19 protein-coding genes and 1 tRNA gene are annotated in these 18,114 nt (G+C 61.0%); 16 read left to right on the top strand and 4 right to left on the bottom strand.

Annotated elements, in window-relative coordinates; genetic code table 11:
- Window positions 1–5 precede the first annotated feature (5 nt).
- From KUA11_RS07015 to KUA11_RS06980, 8 genes are all read left to right on the top strand, one after another.
- Window positions 6–1,214: a flagellar motor protein MotB gene (locus KUA11_RS07015; RefSeq protein ID WP_217409620.1), complete on the top strand. Its 1,209-nt coding sequence runs from the start codon at window positions 6–8 to the stop codon at window positions 1,212–1,214.
- Window positions 1,215–2,081 carry a flagellar motor stator protein MotA gene (gene motA / locus KUA11_RS07010; protein WP_217409619.1) on the top strand — a complete coding sequence of 289 codons (867 nt, stop codon included), beginning with the start codon at window positions 1,215–1,217 and terminating at the stop codon, window positions 2,079–2,081.
- Between the two features lie 26 nt (window positions 2,082–2,107).
- Entirely contained in the window at window positions 2,108–2,617 is a 510-nt protein-coding gene (greB, locus tag KUA11_RS07005; protein ID WP_217409618.1) for a transcription elongation factor GreB, read from the top strand.
- A 66-nt stretch (window positions 2,618–2,683) separates the two neighbouring features.
- Window positions 2,684–3,667, top strand: coding sequence for a glutathione synthase (gene gshB, locus KUA11_RS07000; RefSeq protein ID WP_217409617.1), 984 nt, complete (start codon window positions 2,684–2,686; stop codon window positions 3,665–3,667).
- Between the two features lie 425 nt (window positions 3,668–4,092).
- On the top strand, window positions 4,093–4,824 hold the full coding sequence (locus KUA11_RS06995) for a class I SAM-dependent methyltransferase (RefSeq protein WP_166313210.1): 732 nt from the start codon (window positions 4,093–4,095) through the stop codon (window positions 4,822–4,824).
- A 185-nt stretch (window positions 4,825–5,009) separates the two neighbouring features.
- On the top strand, window positions 5,010–6,269 hold the full coding sequence (locus tag KUA11_RS06990; protein ID WP_217409616.1) for a cbb3-type cytochrome c oxidase subunit I: 1,260 nt from the start codon (window positions 5,010–5,012) through the stop codon (window positions 6,267–6,269).
- A complete protein-coding gene (locus tag KUA11_RS06985) occupies window positions 6,266–7,222 on the top strand; it encodes a heme o synthase (RefSeq protein WP_217409615.1) in 957 nt (318 codons plus the stop codon). Before KUA11_RS06990 ends, KUA11_RS06985 begins: the two co-directional genes overlap by 4 nt.
- A complete protein-coding gene (locus KUA11_RS06980; RefSeq protein WP_217409751.1) occupies window positions 7,219–7,359 on the top strand; it encodes a hypothetical protein in 141 nt (46 codons plus the stop codon). Before KUA11_RS06985 ends, KUA11_RS06980 begins: the two co-directional genes overlap by 4 nt.
- A gap of 26 nt (window positions 7,360–7,385) precedes the next feature.
- On the opposite strand, the gene rlmB is transcribed toward KUA11_RS06980, so the two are convergent.
- On the bottom strand, window positions 7,386–8,186 hold the full coding sequence (rlmB, locus tag KUA11_RS06975) for a 23S rRNA (guanosine(2251)-2'-O)-methyltransferase RlmB (protein ID WP_217409614.1): 801 nt from the start codon (window positions 8,184–8,186) through the stop codon (window positions 7,386–7,388).
- Between the two features lie 110 nt (window positions 8,187–8,296).
- Between rlmB and KUA11_RS06970 the strand changes: the two genes are divergently transcribed.
- Window positions 8,297–8,382, top strand: a tRNA-Tyr gene (locus KUA11_RS06970).
- A gap of 283 nt (window positions 8,383–8,665) precedes the next feature.
- Here the strand turns inward: KUA11_RS06970 and KUA11_RS06965 are convergent.
- Window positions 8,666–9,199, bottom strand: coding sequence for a hypothetical protein (locus tag KUA11_RS06965; protein ID WP_166313127.1), 534 nt, complete (start codon window positions 9,197–9,199; stop codon window positions 8,666–8,668).
- Window positions 9,200–9,287: 88 nt separating this feature from the next.
- Between KUA11_RS06965 and KUA11_RS06960 the strand changes: the two genes are divergently transcribed.
- The 3 genes from KUA11_RS06960 to KUA11_RS06950 are packed head-to-tail and all read left to right on the top strand — an operon-like array spanning window position 9,288 to window position 11,023.
- Window positions 9,288–9,617: a cupredoxin domain-containing protein gene (locus KUA11_RS06960; RefSeq protein WP_217409613.1), complete on the top strand. Its 330-nt coding sequence runs from the start codon at window positions 9,288–9,290 to the stop codon at window positions 9,615–9,617.
- Between the two features lie 3 nt (window positions 9,618–9,620).
- The gene (locus KUA11_RS06955) at window positions 9,621–10,463 is read left to right on the top strand and encodes an FTR1 family iron permease (RefSeq protein ID WP_166313129.1); all 843 of its coding nucleotides are present in this window, start codon (window positions 9,621–9,623) and stop codon (window positions 10,461–10,463) included.
- Window positions 10,464–10,501: 38 nt separating this feature from the next.
- Window positions 10,502–11,023, top strand: a complete 522-nt coding sequence (locus KUA11_RS06950; RefSeq protein ID WP_217409612.1) for an iron transporter — start codon at window positions 10,502–10,504, stop codon at window positions 11,021–11,023.
- Window positions 11,024–11,086: 63 nt separating this feature from the next.
- Here KUA11_RS06950 and KUA11_RS06945 read toward each other — a convergent pair whose 3' ends face one another.
- The gene (locus KUA11_RS06945; protein WP_217409611.1) at window positions 11,087–11,785 is read right to left on the bottom strand and encodes an NUDIX domain-containing protein; all 699 of its coding nucleotides are present in this window, start codon (window positions 11,783–11,785) and stop codon (window positions 11,087–11,089) included.
- A gap of 33 nt (window positions 11,786–11,818) precedes the next feature.
- Here KUA11_RS06945 and KUA11_RS06940 point away from each other — a divergent pair, with 33 nt between their 5' ends.
- From KUA11_RS06940 to KUA11_RS06925, 4 genes are all read left to right on the top strand, one after another.
- Entirely contained in the window at window positions 11,819–11,989 is a 171-nt protein-coding gene (locus tag KUA11_RS06940) for a hypothetical protein (protein ID WP_217409610.1), read from the top strand.
- A 104-nt stretch (window positions 11,990–12,093) separates the two neighbouring features.
- Window positions 12,094–13,446 carry a PQQ-dependent sugar dehydrogenase gene (locus KUA11_RS06935; RefSeq protein ID WP_408744164.1) on the top strand — a complete coding sequence of 451 codons (1,353 nt, stop codon included), beginning with the start codon at window positions 12,094–12,096 and terminating at the stop codon, window positions 13,444–13,446.
- A gap of 60 nt (window positions 13,447–13,506) precedes the next feature.
- Complete coding sequence (locus KUA11_RS06930; protein ID WP_217409609.1) at window positions 13,507–14,940, top strand: cryptochrome/photolyase family protein; 1,434 nt, start codon at window positions 13,507–13,509, stop codon at window positions 14,938–14,940.
- Between the two features lie 65 nt (window positions 14,941–15,005).
- Entirely contained in the window at window positions 15,006–15,815 is an 810-nt protein-coding gene (locus KUA11_RS06925) for a creatininase family protein (protein WP_217409608.1), read from the top strand.
- A 13-nt stretch (window positions 15,816–15,828) separates the two neighbouring features.
- On the opposite strand, the gene KUA11_RS06920 is transcribed toward KUA11_RS06925, so the two are convergent.
- Window positions 15,829–17,997, bottom strand: coding sequence for an FUSC family protein (locus tag KUA11_RS06920; RefSeq protein ID WP_408744168.1), 2,169 nt, complete (start codon window positions 17,995–17,997; stop codon window positions 15,829–15,831).
- Window positions 17,998–18,114 lie beyond the last annotated feature (117 nt).

Below are 18,114 nucleotides of genomic sequence, written 5' to 3'. Positions count from 1 at the left end.
GGTGTATGGCACGCAACGGGGACAACAAACCGAAGATCGTCGTGATTCGACGCGGTGGCGGTGGTGGCGATGGCCACCACGGCGGCGCGTGGAAGATCGCTTACGCGGACTTCGTGACGGCCATGATGGCGTTTTTCCTCGTGATGTGGCTCATCAACGCCACGACCGAGCAGCGTCGGCGCGGCATCGCCAACTTCTTCAATCCCATGGCGTCAACATCTGCGCCAGCCAGCCAGACCATGTCCGATCCGGGACTGACCCCACCCGCTGCACAGGACGACACGCAGCAGGCAACCCACAAGACCGGCAATCTGGATATGACCGAAAAGCCCGATAACGGTGCAGCCCATAAACCGGGGCCGACACCGCATGAAAATAAGGGCGCCATTGCGAAGGCTGGTGGGTTTGGGCCGGACGTTGCGGTCGTGGTGGGGCGCGATATTGCGGGAAGTGGCTCCGATACGCGCCAGCGGGGCATGTTGCGTACGCCCGATCCGTCTTTTCCCGACCGGAGTATCGGTCGCATTGTGTCGGTTCCACCCACACTGGCGAAGATCGTACCGATTGGAGGCAGCAAAACCGGCGCTACGACCGATGTGGGCGATAGCGGACAGGTCGATGCGGCGGCTCAGGAACAAAAAGACCTGGAGCATGATGCGCAGCAGATTCATGCTGCCATGGACAAGGACCCGGCGGCCAGTCAGTTGGCGCCTCAGGTAAAAGTGGAGCTGGTGCCGGAAGGTTTGCGGATCCAGTTGTCCGAAAGCGATCACAGGCCGATGTTCGACACAGGTTCGGCGCGGCTGAATGCCAACGCTACGCATCTGATGCAATTGATCGCGCCCTACCTCACGGCGATGCCCCAGAACCTTTCAATCTATGGCTATACCGATGCGGCAACGTATCGGCGCAAGGGTGAGTCCAACTGGGGATTGTCGGCCGCGCGGGCGGATTCGGCGCGGGAGATTCTTGAGCAGGCCGGTTTTCCGGAACAGAGATTGCTGGAAGTGTCGGGGCGTGCTGATCGTCAACTGGCGGACCCGGCGGATCCTGCTTCGGCCTCCAATCGCCGCGTCGTGCTCCTGCTGCACCGCGAACATGATGTTCCGCTGCCGGATGCAGCCTCCACACCACAGAACAACGCACCCACTGCATCCGCAGGCGCGGTGCTGCCTGCCGGAGAGATATCCGGTCAGAAGATAAGGACAGACTGAATGTTGGTAATCGGCGGCCTGGTTTTTATGCTGCTTTGCGTGTTCGGCTCCTTTGCGGCTTCAGGCGGTGCCATCGTGCCGCTGGTCAAGTCGATGCCGTTCGAACTGCTCACCATTATGGGAGCGGGCGTCGGCACGTTTGTCATGGCAAGCTCCATTGGAGATCTCAAACATGTGCCGGGTGCGCTGGGTAAGGCCGTCAAGGGACCGAAATTCGGACGGCAGGACTACCTTGAGCTTCTGTGCCTGCTGTTTTCGTTCACGCGTCTTGCTCAGAGCCACGGTGTGATGGCGCTGGAGCAGCATATCGAGACCCCCATGGAAAGCACGATTTTCGGAAAATATCCGAAAATCCGCGACAATCAGCGAGTTCGGCGTCTGATCTGCGATTATCTGCGCATGATCAGCATGAATATGGACGATCCGTTTCAGCTCGACGAGGTGATGTCGCGCGAACTTGCAAAAAATCTTAAGGAAGACTGCCACGTCGCGCACAGTCTGCAAACATTGGCGGATGCATTGCCGGCACTCGGAATCGTCGCCGCTGTGCTGGGTGTTATCAAGACCATGGGATCGATCAGCAAGCCGCCGGAAGTTCTTGGCGAGATGATCGCAGGCGCGCTGGTCGGCACGTTCCTGGGTGTTCTGCTGGCCTACGGTATTGTAGGCCCGCTTTCCTCCCGTATCCGTAGCGTTGTGGAAGAGGACGCGCACTATTATGACCTCATCCGTGCTGTCTTCGTCGCGTTCCTGCAGGGTAATGCGCCTCAGGTCAGTGTGGAGATCGGACGCAAGGATATTCCCGGTGAACTGATGCCGAGTTTCGAGGAGGTCGATACCGCACTCAACGAACTCGCCGTTGGCTAAGCCGCCAAGTGGAGTGCGGTTGAGATATGACAGGGGAAGTGAGCGGTAGCGAGGACCTGCGGCGTTACATCACGCCAGCGGGTCTGCGGATCATGCGCGCGGAACTGTCGCAACTGGTCCGTGAGGAGCGGCCATCCGTGGTGGAGGTCGTGTCATGGGCGGCGGGAAACGGGGATCGCTCTGAAAATGGCGATTACATCTACGGCAAGAAGCGTCTGCGCGAGATCGACCGGCGCATCCGGTTTCTGACCAAGCGTGTGGAAACGGCCATTTCCGTCGAACCTGCCGAGCAGACGCGGCGTGACCGTGTGTTCTTTGGGGCGACCGTCACTTATGCGGACGAAAGCGACCGCGAGACGACGGTAACGATTGTAGGTGTGGACGAAGCTGTGACCGAGCGGGGCGAGATCAGCCTGGTGTCGCCGGTTGCCCGCGCTCTTCTTGGGCGTGGCGTGGGTGACGAAATCACGCTTCATACGCCGCGTGGCCCGGAACTGATCGAGCTTCTTGCCATCTCTTATCCACCTCCAGCCTGACCTTCTTCTTTTGCTTGGGATGTGAATTGCCCTAAAGGAGTCGACAGCAGGAAAACGGAGCTTGTCATGACTTCAGGGCTTGATGTCGCGGTGCAGATGGATCCTCTGGAGGGGATCGACATCAATGGTGATTCGACCTTCGCCATGATGCTGGAAGCGCAGGCACGCGGACACCGCCTGTTTGTCTATGAAGTCAATACCATGGCTCTGCTGGAAGGTGGTCATGGCACTTCCACGCAACTGACGGCGCGGGTGCGTCCGGTTCAGGTCCGGCGTGAAAAGGGAAATCACGCGACTTTCGGAGATGCGGTGCGGAGCAACCTTGGCGATATGGACGTGATCCTGATGCGTCAGGATCCGCCCTTCGACATGGCCTACATCACCGCGACACACCTTCTTGAGCATGTGCACGGTGTGGGGCCGGGACGTGCGCTGGTGGTGAACGATCCGCGTTCAGTGCGTGATGCCCCTGAAAAGCTGCTGGTCACCCACTATCCGGAGCTGATGCCGCCGACACTGGTGACATGGGATACAGACGAAATCCGTGCGTTCCGCCATCGCTGGAAAGACATCATCGTCAAGCCGCTCTTCGGGAATGGCGGCAGCGGTGTGTTCCGTATTCGTGAGGACGATCAGAATCTTAACGCTCTTCTGGAGATGCACTTCGCCCGCTCACGCGAGCCGTTGATGATCCAGCGTTATGAAGCTGCCGTACGGCAGGGCGACAAGCGCATCATTCTGGCGGACGGTGTGCCCATCGGGGCGATCAATCGCGTGCCCGCGGAGGGTGAGGCGCGGTCGAACATGCATGTGGGCGGCGTGGCGACACCGGTGAAACTGACGCCGCGCGATCAGGAAATCTGTGAGGCCATCGGTCCGATGCTGCGTGATCGGGGGCTGATCTTCGTGGGAATCGATGTGATCGGGAACTGGTTGACGGAAATCAACGTGACATCCCCCACGGGTCTTCAGGAACTCGCGCGTTTCGACGGCACCAATCCGGCAGCGACTCTGTGGGACTGCATCGAGGCACGTCTGACGGCCGGATGAACGGATCAGCTGGTCGGAGGTTCTTCGGAAGAGGGTTTGACGCAGCAGGTCTTTTCCTCTTTTTTGCGGCGAAATCTCTGTAAATCCAGCTTGTTATCCAGCCATTTGTAGAGCGGCTCTCTCCAATAGAAACCAAACATGGAGGACCAGATCACGATGCAGAGAAGAATAAGGATTATCTGCACGGTGTGACTCCTCTCGTGCGTGGATGACGGCATCGTCTTCGTGGCGTGATGCCGGAGCGCATTTCCAGAGTGTAGGAGAATGACCCGCGTGAAAGAAGAGCGAGGCGTTGGAAGAGCGATGCAGGGTTGGTGGTTGTGCGCGGCTGTGGCAATGTGCGCGCCGAACTCTGAGCACGGCCGTCCTTTGCGTAATGCCCCGGTCTGTGTTTTCGGGTTTGAACTTGGGGCAAATGGGGCGTGATGAACGAAGTCTTGCAGAGGGTCCGCAGCGAGTCGGCGGAAGACGTGTCTCGTCAGGGAGAGGCGCATGGGCCGAAGGTTGCTCTGGACGCCGATGCCGTAAAGGCCGCGTACCGACGCTGGGCCGGTGTGTATGACACCGTCTTTGGCGGTATTTCCGCGTTCGGGCGCAAGCGCGCCGTGGCGGCCGTCAATCGCCTGCCGGGCAGCCGTGTCCTGGAAGTGGGCGTGGGGACGGGGCTTGCGCTGCCGCATTACACTGCCGCCAAACGGGTCACGGGAATCGATCTTTCGGGCGATATGCTGGCGCGCGCGCGTGAGCGCGTACGTCGCGATCACCTGACGAATGTCGATGCGTTGCTGGAAATGGACGCTGAGGACACGCGCTTTGCGGATAATTCATTCGACATCGCGGTGGCCATGTTCGTGGCGTCTGTCGTGCCGCATCCACGCCGTCTGCTGACCGAACTCAAGCGCGTTGTGAAACCCGACGGTTATATCCTGTTCGTCAATCATTTCCTGACACCCCACGGTGTGCGTGGAGCGATTGAGCGCGGCATGGCGCGGGCGTCCCATTCTTTGGGATGGCATCCCGACTTTGCGATGGAAGCGCTTCTGCCTCCGGAAGATATCGCACGGGCGCGGATCGAGCCTGTGCCTCCTGCCGGATTGTTCACTCTCGTCACGCTTCGGCAGGAAGACCTTTCTGCTGCGCAGGAAAAAGTCGCCTGATTCAACGTTCCGAGTTTGCCTGCGCGTCACGGACAGGGCTGGCTTGTGGCGGCATGAGGGGATGACGCTTTCTGGTTGCATGAATTTTCGGTAGGGTGCGATGTTTTCCACCCACCTGCCGGAGGTGTGCCGCGCCCTGTCAGGTGGAAGACGTGTTCCCGACTTGAAGAAAGATGCGCGTGACCATGGCTGTTTCGACGTCCTCTGCCGAGCGAACCTTCAGTCGTAACGGGGGTGTTCCTTCGCCCGTTGTGGCCGGGTATTTGCTGCTTGCTGCGGGGGTGAGTGGTCTGGCGGGTCTGTCGATGCTGTTGCAGCAGATCGGTCTTCTGCCCGATGATCTGGCACAGGCGATTGCCCGGTTTCACCCTACGGCCATGTTGCTGCTTGTCGGTGTGCCCGCTTTTCTCGGTGGTTTTGGGCGCCTGTTCCTGACGCAGGATCTGATAGGGGCCTCATCCAGCGCGAATCGTCTCGTAAAACCGTTTGATGTTGTGGCGTTAGGATTGATCGCTCTTTCCTTGCCCATCTTTCTTGCAGCGTCCGGGACCGTCGCGCCGTTCGGTGTGTTGGTCTGGTGTGCAGGTGCGGCACTTCTTGGGACGACCACGTTGGGTGTTGTTCTGGATTCGCATGCGGGTCCGGGTGTGGTGGCGCCTCGTGGCGACGATCATCCCGTCATGCTGGCGCCCTTTTCCATTTTTGTCTGGACGCAGCTTCTGGCCGCCTGCGGTCTGCTCTTCGTCGCGCCGGTTCTGGCAGCATCCGCCACGCACGCACTTATCAACGGGGGACAGACGATCATTTCGTTTGCACCGCCGTTGACGCTGATCGTGCTGGTGGCGGCCTTCGGTATGGCAGCACGTCTGTTCGAGGCACTTGCACCGACGACGGATCGCGCGCGCCATCTGGCGGTGGCAGTTTCCGCTATTGCCGCCGTAGGTGGTCCTGTGCTGTGGGCGCAAGCGAATCTCGCCCATGTCTCGCAGGCGGTCACTGTCACGGAGAGCAATGTGCTGGCCGCGATGGCCTCAATTGTGTTCACCTTTATCTGGGTGTCGGCTCTGTGGCGTCGGAAGGTGGCGCTGGGAGCACAGCCCGGTGTGCCCGTGCTCTGGGCTTCCGGCTTTTTCGTGCTGCTGGCGGCAGGCTGGGCAGGGCAGGGCGTGCATATGGCCGTTCTGAACGGTGCGGCTTTCGTGCTGTTCGGCGCGCTGTATGGCTGGATCGACGCGTGGACCGAAGGCCGCTATCCGGCCCGTCTGGCGCAGATTCAGTTCGCTCTCATGTTCTTTGGCGTGGTGTTGGCGGGCGGTAGTGACGTCATGAAAACGCTTGGTGGCGGTTTGATGGTGGCGTCTCTCATCATGTTGGCTGCCGTTCTTCTGGGAACGATGCGCAACGCTACGTCGGCCCGGATGACCTCTCAGGAGATCGGTCGGTGAGCGGCGCTGTTGCAGAGGGGCGTCCCGCACGGCCTCGTTTCGAGACGGCGCGCGTCGGCACCAAGGCGCACGACTGGGTGCAGCTTCTCAAGCCCCGCGTGATTTCGCTGGTGGTGTTCACCGGGGCGGCGGGTCTGTTCATGGCGCCGGGTCACATGAATCCGGTGATTGCGGCTGTCAGCATCCTATGCATCTGTCTGGCGTCAGGTGCGGCGGGCGCCATCAACATGTGGTATGACCGCGACATCGACATCGTCATGCAGCGCACCGCCACACGCCCCATTCCGGGCGGACGTATCCCCCCAGATGGAACACTGGCCTATGGGCTGGGCCTGTCGGTGTTCTCTGTGGCGCTGATGTGGCTGGCGACGAACGCTCTGGCGGCCGGTATTCTGGCGTTCTCGATCTTTTTCTATGCCGTGATCTATACGATGTGGCTCAAGCGCTCGACGCCGCAGAACATCGTGATCGGTGGTGCGGCCGGGGCGTTTCCGCCCATGATCGGTTGGGCGGCAGCGACCGGGTCAATGAGCGTGATGCCCATCGTCATGTTCGCCATCGTCTTTCTGTGGACGCCTCCCCATTTCTGGTCGCTCTCTCTGTATGCCTGCAAGGATTACGGGCGCGCCGGTATTCCGATGTTGCCGGTGGTCAAGGGAGCGCGTCATACGCGCTGGCAAATCCTGATTTATACGGTGCTGCTTCTGGCTGTGTCGCTCGTACCGTCTTTTCTGCATCTGAGCGGACCGCTTTATACAGTGACGGCGCTGGCGCTCGGGCTTGGCTTCATTGCCTGTGCCGTGCGCGTGCTGCGTGAAAAACAGGATGCAGGCGGTGTCAGTCTGAACGGGGACAAGGCGGCGCGCGTGTCATTCCGCTTTTCGCTGGCCTATCTGTTTCTGCTGTTCTGCGGCCTGCTTGCCGATCACGCCCTGATGGGATGGCTTTCATGACAACGACATCCATGGATCTGACCGCCGCTGAGCAGGCTGAGCTGATACGTCGTCAGAAAGGTCGTCTTTTCGGCCTGATTGGCTTCGTGCTTGCCATGGTTGTGATCGTCTACGTTCTGGCGCTGATCCGTCTCTGACGGATCAGCGCAACGGACGGTAGGACTCAGCGCGTCCGTACGAGTTCGTATAATCCAATGGCCGCGGCGACGGAGACGTTCAGGCTCTCCATTGTTCCCGGCATGTAAAGCCCTGCGATCTCATCGCAGTTCTCGCGGGTGAGACGGCGCAGACCGTCACCTTCCGAGCCGAGCACGAGCACGGTGCGGCGTCCCTGAAGGGACGCCCCGTCCAGCCGACCACCACCCGCATCCAGACCGATTGTCCAGAAATCGCGTTGACGAAGGGTCTCAAGGCAACGCGAGAGATTGACCACGCGCACCAGCGGCACAATCTCCAGTCCGCCCGAGGCGGCTTTGGCCAACGCAGAGCCTTCTTCTGGCGCGTGGCGGTCCTGCACCACGACGCAGGCGGCTCCAAAGGCGGCGGCCGAGCGCAGAATGGCGCCGACATTGCGTGGGTCCGTCACCTGATCGAGCACCAGCACGGGGCCGGGACGCTCAATGGCGTCTTCCAGCGCGATGCCCTCAAGCGGTTCGACGAGGGCCGCAACCCCCTGATGCACCGCCTCCGCGCCCAGAAGGGCGGTAAAACGGCTCTTATCGGCGCGTTCGACATGCGGTGGGAGCGGAACAGACAGACGCGCGACGAAATCGGCTTCCGCTTCGGGAGAAAGGAGGACGCGCTGGATCGTGCGGTGAGGATTCTCCAAAGCGGCCTGTGTCGCGTGGACACCGGAGATCCAGTAGGGGCCGCCCGACTTGCCGTGTCCACGTCCATGGCGGCGTGCAGGCTTACGGGAGGAGGAGGCCGCGTCGGGACGGGCGTGTGGGGGAGGTGTGCGCATGATCGGGTGCTATACGCTGGTCTTGCCGGCCCGTCATCACGTTCCGCAGTAGGGAAAACGTCAAAGCACATTGACAGACGCCCTGAAGCCCCTTAATCCGTCGCCCCAACGGAAGAGTGCCCGAGTGGCTAAAGGGGGCGGACTGTAAATCCGCTGGCGTACGCCTACGTTGGTTCGAATCCAACCTCTTCCACCATTTCCTCCACTAAAAAATATCGTATCCACTGGTTCCTGCGCGCATCCTTATGGATTTGACGTCGCAATGTTTGCGTCTGGTTGCGCCGCCAGTGTCTGCGACTGACTTTAATCCCCCTGTGCATTCTCGTGCTGAAGCGTTCGATCATCCGCAGAACGCATGGACCATTGCGGTTGTCATTCTGTCTGTGACGGGTCGGAAATGGTCTCATGCTGTGTCGTTGGGGCGGTTGGTAGAGCCGCCCTCAAATGCTGTCGATTGGCGCTGAGCTTTTCGCCATCGCTCAGAAATAGTGGCGCAGATAGACCTTGGGCACGCCCTCGGTGTTGAAGCACGAGAACACGAACACCGCGATCCAGAGCACGCAACTGGCGATGCAGAACACGCCTGACCATGAGGGAAGGACGGAGCGTTCGCTGGTCACGATGGGGCGGAAAATGGCGCGATGACCGAGACGCGCCGAGAGCAGGGCGAGTGCGATGGCCAGCAGTTTTGGCGTGAGATAGGCCCGACTGCCCACACGCACGGGGTCGTAGAAGAACAGCAGCACACCGGTGGCCATCACGACTGCAAAGCTCCAATGCAGTGGGCGCATCATGAAACGTGAGATGGATGTCAGTACATGACGATCGAGATTCTGCGCCACTGCCAGTACGAACAGAAGCTCGATTCCGAAAAACGCTGCTGACGACAGGATGTGCAGCATTCGGATGATGTAGTGAACCGGTTGAAGCCAGAAATGGTACATCCGGCTGTCGAGTGCGGTGAGCAGCGGATAGGGGAGCCGCATGAAGGCCAACGGATGGGTGGAAGACATGATGACGCTGGGTGCTCCCCGAACTGTACGTTGACTTTGATAATTATTCTTAATAGCGATGCACATCAAGACGACCGGAGACCCGCTTATGCGCCTCAGCCATCTGTTGCCTTTCTGCCTGATCTTCCTGTCCTGCACGGCGAATGCGCAGACCGTGGTGCAACTTACGCTCAAGGACCATCACTTCACGCCTGATCATGTCGAAGTGCCGGCGGGCGAGAGGTTTTTCATCGAGCTTGAAAATCAGGATGACACAACTGACGAGTTCGAGAGCTACGACATGAAATTTGAGAAAATCATTGTGTCGGGCGGGAAAATTCGGGTCCACGCAGGTCCTCTTCATCCGGGCGCCTACACCTTCTTCGACGACTATCACCCTGATCAGGCGCGCGGCACCGTAACGGCGGTGGGGAAATAAGTCATGCTCGGAAGTCTGATAATCGTTTTTCGTGAAGTGATGGAGGCCGGTCTGATCGTGGGGATCGTGCTGGCAGCCACGCGCGGCATTCCCGGACGCGGCTGGTGGGTCGCGGGCGGCATCGGCGCGGGCGTAGCGGGAGCGGCTCTGCTGGCCTGTTTCGCCGGTGCGCTCTCGCAGGCTTTCTCGGGTAACGGGCAGGACATTTTCTCCGCTTTCGTTCTGTGTCTCGCAGTGGCCATGCTGTCATGGCACATCATCTGGATGTCCCGGCACGGACGCGAGATGGCACAGAATGCCAAGAGCTTCGGCGCCGAGGTGTCTTCGGGCAGCAAATCCCTCTTCGCCATGGCGACGGTCGTGGCCGTGGCGGTGCTGCGCGAGGGTATGGAAATCGTGCTGTTTCTCTATGGCATCGCGGTATCGGCGCATGAGAGTGCGGCCAGCATGATTCTGGGTGGACTTCTTGGTGTGGCCTGTGGCGCGGCCCTCTCTTGGGCATTGTATCGCGGGCTTGTCATTATTCCGCTCAAACATCTGTTCAGCGTGACGAATACATTGGTGGCGTTGCTGGCGGCCGGAATGGCCAGTCAGGCCGCCGCCCTTCTTGCCAATGATGACTTGATCCCCGCTCTGGGTTTCGACCTGTGGGATTCCTCGTGGCTGCTGTCGGACGGCAGCATGATCGGACGGGCGGCCAAGGCACTGTTTGGCTACTCCGATCGCCCGATGGGGATTCAGGTTCTCGTGTGGGTGCTGACGCTGCTTGCTCTTCTTGTGGCCGAGCGCGTCGTACGTCGCCAGCTTCCCAAAGCCCCGATGCGGCGGCAATCCGTCGCAGGCTGAAGCGGTTTTTCTGTCTTCATTTTTAAAAGAGGTCGGTCATGAAAAAAGCTGTTCCCGTCCTGTCCGCGGCGGGGCTTGCCGCTGCGCTGCTCGCATCTCCGGCACTGGCTCGCGAATATCCAGTGGGCGGCCCGGTCCAGACCCACGATATGGAGATCGCTTCAAGCTATCTCGTGGGTATCGAGATGGCGCCCATGCCGGCGGACATGCCGATGGGAGACGATGTGATCCATCTGGAGACGGATGTGCACGCCACGGCTGATAACCAGTGGGGTTTCCCCGAGGGTGCGTGGGTTCCGTATCTCAAGATCGATTACACGCTGACCAAGAAGGGTACGTCCTGGACCGCGTCGGGCACCATGCGTTCCATGACCGCCAAGGATGGCCCGCACTACGCCAACAACGTGAAGATGGACGGCCCCGGCGATTACACCGTGGTGCTGACCTACAGTTCTCCTGAGGTGAGCGGTTTCCTGCATCATGTTGACAAGGAGACGGGCACGCCGGGCTTCTGGCAGCCGTTCAAGGAAACGTTCACCTTCAAATATCCGCAGAAGTAAAAGCGGAATTTTGGAAGGCAGGCCGGAAAGGGAGAGCAATGCTCTCCCTTTTTTATTGCAGATTCAGCAACCGGTTGCAGCACGCGCCCGGTAGAGAAACCAACTCAGAAGACAATGGGCGTTGGTTGTGTGACGGGGCATGTCGTCCAGCGGCACGACCAGAACGGCTGTGTGCTCGTGCTCGTTCACTAGTCCTTCTTTTCGTCCCATCATCTGGTTCATTTCAGCCCGTGTGAGCGTGATGTCCACGGCGTAGAGCGTCATTTCTTCATCGCTGCCGCCGGGCGAAATGAGAACCGGTTCCTCGCGCAACCGGTAAGGACGACGGCTTGTGCGCGTGAGATCGATGCCCGTTTCTTCGTGCAATTCCTGCAACGCCGCCACATCCACCGTATCATCATCGACCATCCCGGCTGGAAGTGCTGCGACCATGCGGCCTGCTGGCAGGCGCGCCTCATTGACGAGGACGACGTGCTTTTCTGTTGGAGCATCTTCGATGGTGATGACGGGCATGATGGAGACGGTCGGGCCGCGCAGAACGGCGTAGCAGGGCATCTTCGCCCCGTTGTGCCGGGCATCGGCTTCCACCACGATAAATCCCACCCGCGAACCGAACATCAGCACGTCGCGCACGAGAACGGCGCGAAGCTCGAAGTCGGTGGATGTCTTCTCCAGCCACATGCGGAAATGACGGGCCTCCAGTGTGCGCTGATGAAGTTCGGGCGGAACGGAGGTAGCGAACGTAATGGAGGACGTGGTCATGAGATCGTTCCTGTAAATATTGTGGATTTTGCAGTGAAAAATATCACCCTTGCGCTGGAGCGTATGGGAAAATGCGAGGTGTTCTGGCGACGTGCCGTGTTCGGCGGCTTTATCTTCCTTCCCGAAACGAAGGGCTGCTCGCTCAAAGAGATCGAGCTGAGGCTCGGCACGACCGTGCCGCCGCCAGTCGCCTTGCCACAGTAAGTAATGATGGGGCTTTAGGAAAACCCATGGCGGCGTCTGCGTTGAAAGTGGACGGATATATCGCGCGACAGTCACGGTAGCCCGAAACAGGCAGGAGCGAGCACATGGTCTGGAAACGGTGGGGAATGATCGCGGGCGCCGCGATGAGTGCGGTAGTGCTGGTCGTGGTGATGACGGGAGACCGGTTGCTCTATGCGGAGGAAGCCACGTTGCATGTCGACGATGGCACCGGCCCGCATCCTATCCTGCCTGCGCCCAATCAGACAGTGTTGCCCACCATCAGCATCGCAACACCTATAGGGTGGAAGAGCACCGAGCGTCCGGTGGCGGCAAGGGGCCTGACTGTACAGGCTTTCGCGCGGGGGCTGGATCATCCGCGCTGGCTCTATCGCCTGCCCAACGGCGACATTCTCGTGGCGGAAAGCACTTCACCCGACACGGATGTCAAATCGATCAAGAGCCGCATCGCGGGAGTGGTGATGGGAAAGGTCGGCGCGGGCGGTCCCAGCCCTGACCGCATCATTCTTCTGCGCGACACCAAGGGCACCGGAACCGCGGACATGCGCGAAGTGTTTCTTGATCATCTGCACTCGCCCTTCGGTATGGCGCTGGTGGGGGACACGCTCTACATCGCGAATGCGGATGCGATCGTGAGCGTGCCGTATCACGCAGGGGATACGCGCATTACCGCCACTCCGCGCAAGGTGGTGGATCTGCCTTCGGGCTATAACCATCACTGGACAAAGAACATTCTCGCCAGTCCCGATGGACACTCCTTGTTCGTAACAATCGGTTCCAACAGCAACGTGGCCGATAATGGGTTGGCGGCGGAAGAGGGGCGCGCGCGGATCGACCGGCTGGACCTCGCGACCGGGCAACTCACCCCCTATGCGACCGGCCTGCGCAATCCCAACGGTCTGGCGTGGGAGCCTCAGACTGGAGCGTTGTGGGTGGCCGTGAACGAGCGCGACGAGATCGGCAGTGATCTGGTGCCGGATTACATCACGGCGGTGAAGGAAGGGGCGTTCTATGGCTGGCCGTGGAGCTATTACGGTCAGCATGTGGACACTCGCGTGAAGCCGGAAAACTCCGACGCCGTCGCGAAAGCCATCGTTCCGGATTATGCACTTGGACCGCACACTGCGTCATTGGGCATCACGTTTGGCATGGAGGCGACGGCATTGCCGCCGGAATGGCGCGAGGGTCTGTTTGTGGCCCAGCATGGTTCGTGGAACCGCCGGCCCAAGAGCGGATATCGCGTGGTGTTCGTGCCGTTTGTGAATGGCCGCCCCGAAGGGTTGCCGAGGGAAGTGCTGACCGGCTTTCTCACACCGGATGAGACGCACACGCATGGTCGTCCCGTGGGGCTGACGGTGGATGGTAGTGGTGCGTTGCTGGTGGCCGATGACACGGGGGGCGTGATCTGGCGCGTGGCGGGAGCCTCTCCCACACTGTGAAAACAGTGGCAGTGCGGCGTCTGATCGACGCGGTTTCCAGAGCAGGCTAGAGCCTTGGGCATGACATCTGTATCGCCCGTGCTCCTCTGGTTTCGTGAGGATTTCCGCCTGACCGACAATGCCGCTCTGTGGGCGGCGGCACGGGAGGGGAGACCTCTTCTATGCGTGTTTGTGCTGGAGGAGGCAGCGCTTCCCGGCGGAGCCGCGCGGTGGTGGCTTGATGGAGCGATTCGCGCGCTCGATTCCGCGCTACGAAAGCGCGGTGGCGCGCTGCATGTGCTGCGTGGCGCCGCGAGGGAGATGATTCCTCGCCTTGCCCGAGTGGCCGCCGTGCAAGCGGTGCACTGGAACCGTCGTTACGATCCGGTGGGACGGGAGGTCGATACCGCCCTCAAGACGGCTCTGAAGGAAGAGGGAAGCGTTGTCCGCAGTTTTGCGGGTGCGTTGCTGAACGAGCCTTGGAGCGTCCGAACGAAAGGCGGCACGCCGTTTCAGGTGTTCACGCCGTACTGGCGCGCTGTGCAGGCCGGTGAGCCGCCACGCATGCCGGTTGCTGAGCCGTCCTCTCTCTCCTTTGCGGCATTGCCGGAGGAGATGAAGTCTCATCTCATCCCGCTCGACCGTCTGGGCCTGACGCCGACATCGCCCGACTGGGCGGATGGACTGCGCGATGCGTGGATTCCCGGCGAGGAGGAAGCGCACACGCATCTGACAGCGTTCCTCGATACGGATGTGGAAGCGTATGCGGAAGAACGCGACCGCCCCGCACAGGACGCCACGTCTCGGCTTTCGCCCTATCTGCGCTTCGGGCACATCACGCCCGCACAGATATGGCAGGCGGTCGAGCGATCCGGAAAGGCAGCCGACAAGTTCCTTGCCGAACTGGGCTGGCGCGAGTTTGCGTGGTCGCTGTTGTTCGAACGCCCTGATCTTGCGACACGCAATCTACGCTCGGAGTTTGACGCGCTACTGTGGCGTACGGACAGCAAGGGGCTGGCGGCGTGGAAGCAGGGCCGCACAGGTTATCCGCTGGTGGACGCCGGAATGCGCGAATTATGGCGCACCGGCTGGATGCACAACCGCGTGCGAATGGTGGTGGCGTCGTTTCTCGTGAAACATCTGCTGATCGACTGGCGAGAAGGGGAGCGCTGGTTCGCTGACACGCTGGTGGACCATGATCCGGCCAGCAATCCGGTGAACTGGCAGTGGAACGCGGGCACGGGCGTGGATGCGGCTCCCTTCTTCCGCATCATGAATCCTATCCTGCAATCGCGGAAATTCGACCCGGAGGGCGAGTATATCCGCCGCTGGGTGCCGGAACTGGCACGGGTACCAGCTTCTCTGATCCATGCTCCGTGGGAAGCGGATGCTGACACATTGCGGGCCTATGGCGTCGTGCTCGGGCGGGACTATCCGGGCCCGATCGTGGATCACAAGGGCGCACGAGCACGCGCGCTCGATGCATGGGGTGAATTCCGCAAGGGGATCGGCTGACCTCTTGCCGGGAGAAACGGAGCGCGATACCGGCAGAACCGTCTGGTGTCGAAAGAAAGTGCCTCATGCGTCGTTTCCGTTTCTTTCCGCTTGCTGCGGCCCTTTCCGTTCTTGCGCCCTGTGCGGCCCACGCCGCGCCGCAGGTTGAGTTCCAACGGCTGACATGGACGGAAATCCGCGATGCGCTTCATGCGGGTTACGACACGATCATCGTGCCGGTTGGTGGCACGGAGCAGAGCGGTCCCTATATCGCGGTGGGCAAGCACAATGTGCGGGCGCAGGCTCTGGGCGACCGGATCGCACAGGAACTGGGCAATGCGCTCGTGGCTCCGGTGATTGCCTATGTGCCGGAGGGCAGCACGTCGCCGCGCACGTCCCACATGCGGTTTCCCGGCACCATCTCCATTCCGGCTTCCGTTTTCACAGGGTTGCTCAAAGGGGCGGCGGAGAGTTTTCGTGTGCAAGGGTTCCGGCTGGTGGTCTTTATCGGGGACCATGGCGGCTATCGGCATGACATGTGCCGAACGGCTGCGGAACTGGACAAAGCGTGGGCGGCCAGCGGCGCCCATGCTGCCTGTAGCGACGGCTATTACACCGTGGTGGGCGGCGCTTACGCACAGGCGCTGCGGGCGAAGGGGCTGGGTGCGGATATCGGCACCCATGCGGATCTGAGCGACACGTCCCTGATGCTGGCGGTCGATCCCTCGATGGTGCGCAGCACTGCTCTGAAGGCGGCCGCCAAACCGGGTGTGTCGGAGGGCGTGTATGGAGGTGACCCGCGCTACGCAACGGCGGAGTTGGGGCGGATCGGCATCGACATGCAGGTGAAGGCGGCGGTGGCGGACATCCGCGCGCTTCAGGCACGCGGGCGATAATAGGCGCTTCGGCTCAGACCTTGAACGGTTTGGAAGCGTCGAGGAACACCGCGTTCGCGTCCAGTTCGTGCGAGACGACGATCAGATAGGCTATGGCGCGGGTGAGTTCGATGCGGGTGGAGATGTTCTCCTCGCGGGCCTCGATCTGGCGCAGGATGGCGGTGGCGCGACGGGCGACGCCGGAGGCGCGGTCATACTGGCCGGTAAAGCGACTCATGCGGTTCATCGTGGCCTGAAGCGCCAGCCGGGCCTGTGCCGGGATCTGATTGCGGGCCAGCACGTTGCGCAGGCGGATAATGTTCAGGCCGATGGTCATGGCCGCCAGTGTGCCCTGCAGATAGCCTTCGATGGTGGGGGATGGCGTTGGACCGGCGTGACGGATGACGCGGGCGAACCGGTCGATGTTGCGGCCGGTCCAGTCCTGCGCAAGCGGAATGGGGCGGGCGGCGGCGAGCGCGCGCAGATCCTGCAACATGGTGCGGCGCATGCGCCAGCGCTCGGCGGCGGCGTCGAACGGCAGCACGAGCTTGAAGATCGCCACGGCGAACGCCACGCCCATCACGACCGCGCCGGTGGAATTGAACCACTGGATTTCTTCCCAGCGCCCCTGATTCCATGTGTGGACGAAATTGGGCAGCAGCAGCGTGTAGGCGGCGGCGTGAAGGGCGGTGGCGGAATTGCGTGCGGCAAGGCCGCCTGCGATCATGGGCAGTGAGAGGGCCGCCACGAGGGTTTCGTATTCCGACAGGCGTGGAATGACGAGGAAGACGAGGAAGAATGAGACAAAGGCGGCCCAGAGCGCGCCCTTGAGGAAGTTGGAGGTCGCCAGCACCGGATTCTCACGGGTGGCGAATAGGCCGCAGATCAGGGCGACAAAGGTGATAAAGCCCAGCCCGGTCGGCCAGGCCGTGACTTCCCAGATCAGCCCGGCGACGATGACAGCGATGCCTGCGCGGATACCGTTATAGGCGGCTTCACGCAGGTCGCGGTGCGACTGGAGACGGAAGCGGAAATGATCGCCGCGGATGACCTGATGGCTGGCCTCGAACTCCGAAATGGCGATTTCCAGTTCGCCCAGAAGTTCATCGAGCGCATTGTGCAGGATGCGCTGATCGAGCAGCGGTGGAATACGGGGATCCTGTCCCGAACGATCGCCGATCGCGATTTCTTCTGTCAGCGCATCGACGATACGCTGCCGGCATTCCGCACGCAGAAGGGCGAGGTCATGACGGAGCGTTTCCACATCCTCGTCACGGTCGAGGCGCGTGGGCACGCTTTCGAAAAAGGTCCGGGTGAGGATGGCCGTCTTCTGAAAGACCGGCTGCGCCTGATCGAGCGACTGGAGACGTACGGCCATACCCAGTCCGCGTGAGAGAAGGACCGACACGGCCGCCAGAGCTGCGCGGGCATGATCGCCTTCATGAGCGTGCGGCCCCATTTCCACTTCGCTGAACTCGATCTGGTCGTTGATCGTGAGCAGGGGGCCGAATAGGGCGCGTGAGCGTACGAGCGCGGCCTGATTGCCTTCGAGAAGTCCTGAAAGAGCCTCGGAGACGCTGATGAGCGCGCTGCGAAGCTTCTGGCGAATGTTGCGTCGCGCCATCTCGGCCAGATTATGGGCAAAAATCCCGGCCAGCAGCGCTTCGCAGGTAATGCCGAGCACGATGTAGGTCGCGCGCGACATCGCCACCATGAACACGTTGTCCGGATTGGGCACGGCGCCGAGCGCAATGATGGCGGTGGTGTAGCCCGCCAGAACGAGAGCGTAGGAGCGGAAATTATGGACCAGCGTGGCCAGCATGCAGCACAGGCCCAGCCATATCCCCAACGCCGGGAAGAACAGCCACGACGCCTGTGGAAAGGCCGAGATGAGCGTGATCGACATGATCACGCCGATGGCCGTGCCCACCAGTCGCCATTTCGATTTTGACAGACTCTCGCCGCGCGAACCCTGCGCCACGATCCACACCGTCATGCCCGCCCATTGCGGATCGTCCAGTTCCATCCACATGGCGATGACCATGGCCATGAGGCAGGCGGCCGTAGTGCGTACGGCGAAGCCAAGTGCTGCCGGTGTGGGGGCGTAGAGCCACCGAAACGCGGTATTTCGTGATTCGCCCGGCCTGCTTATTGGCCGCAGATGGCTGAGGAACGAGAGGCGCTTGATCAGAAAAAGCGGAATTCCGGGAAGCGCTGGCACAAGGTCTGCCTGATCAGGAGGGCATGGAACGGATGACTATGGATACCTCGGTTGAGCAACGTGTCTTGTGGTCAAGACCGCATGACTGCCATTTCCATA

The sequence above is a fragment of the Acetobacter estunensis genome, assembly GCF_019083805.1.
Lineage (GTDB): Bacteria > Pseudomonadota > Alphaproteobacteria > Acetobacterales > Acetobacteraceae > Acetobacter > Acetobacter estunensis_A.
This window is presented reverse-complemented; position numbering and strand designations above follow the sequence as displayed.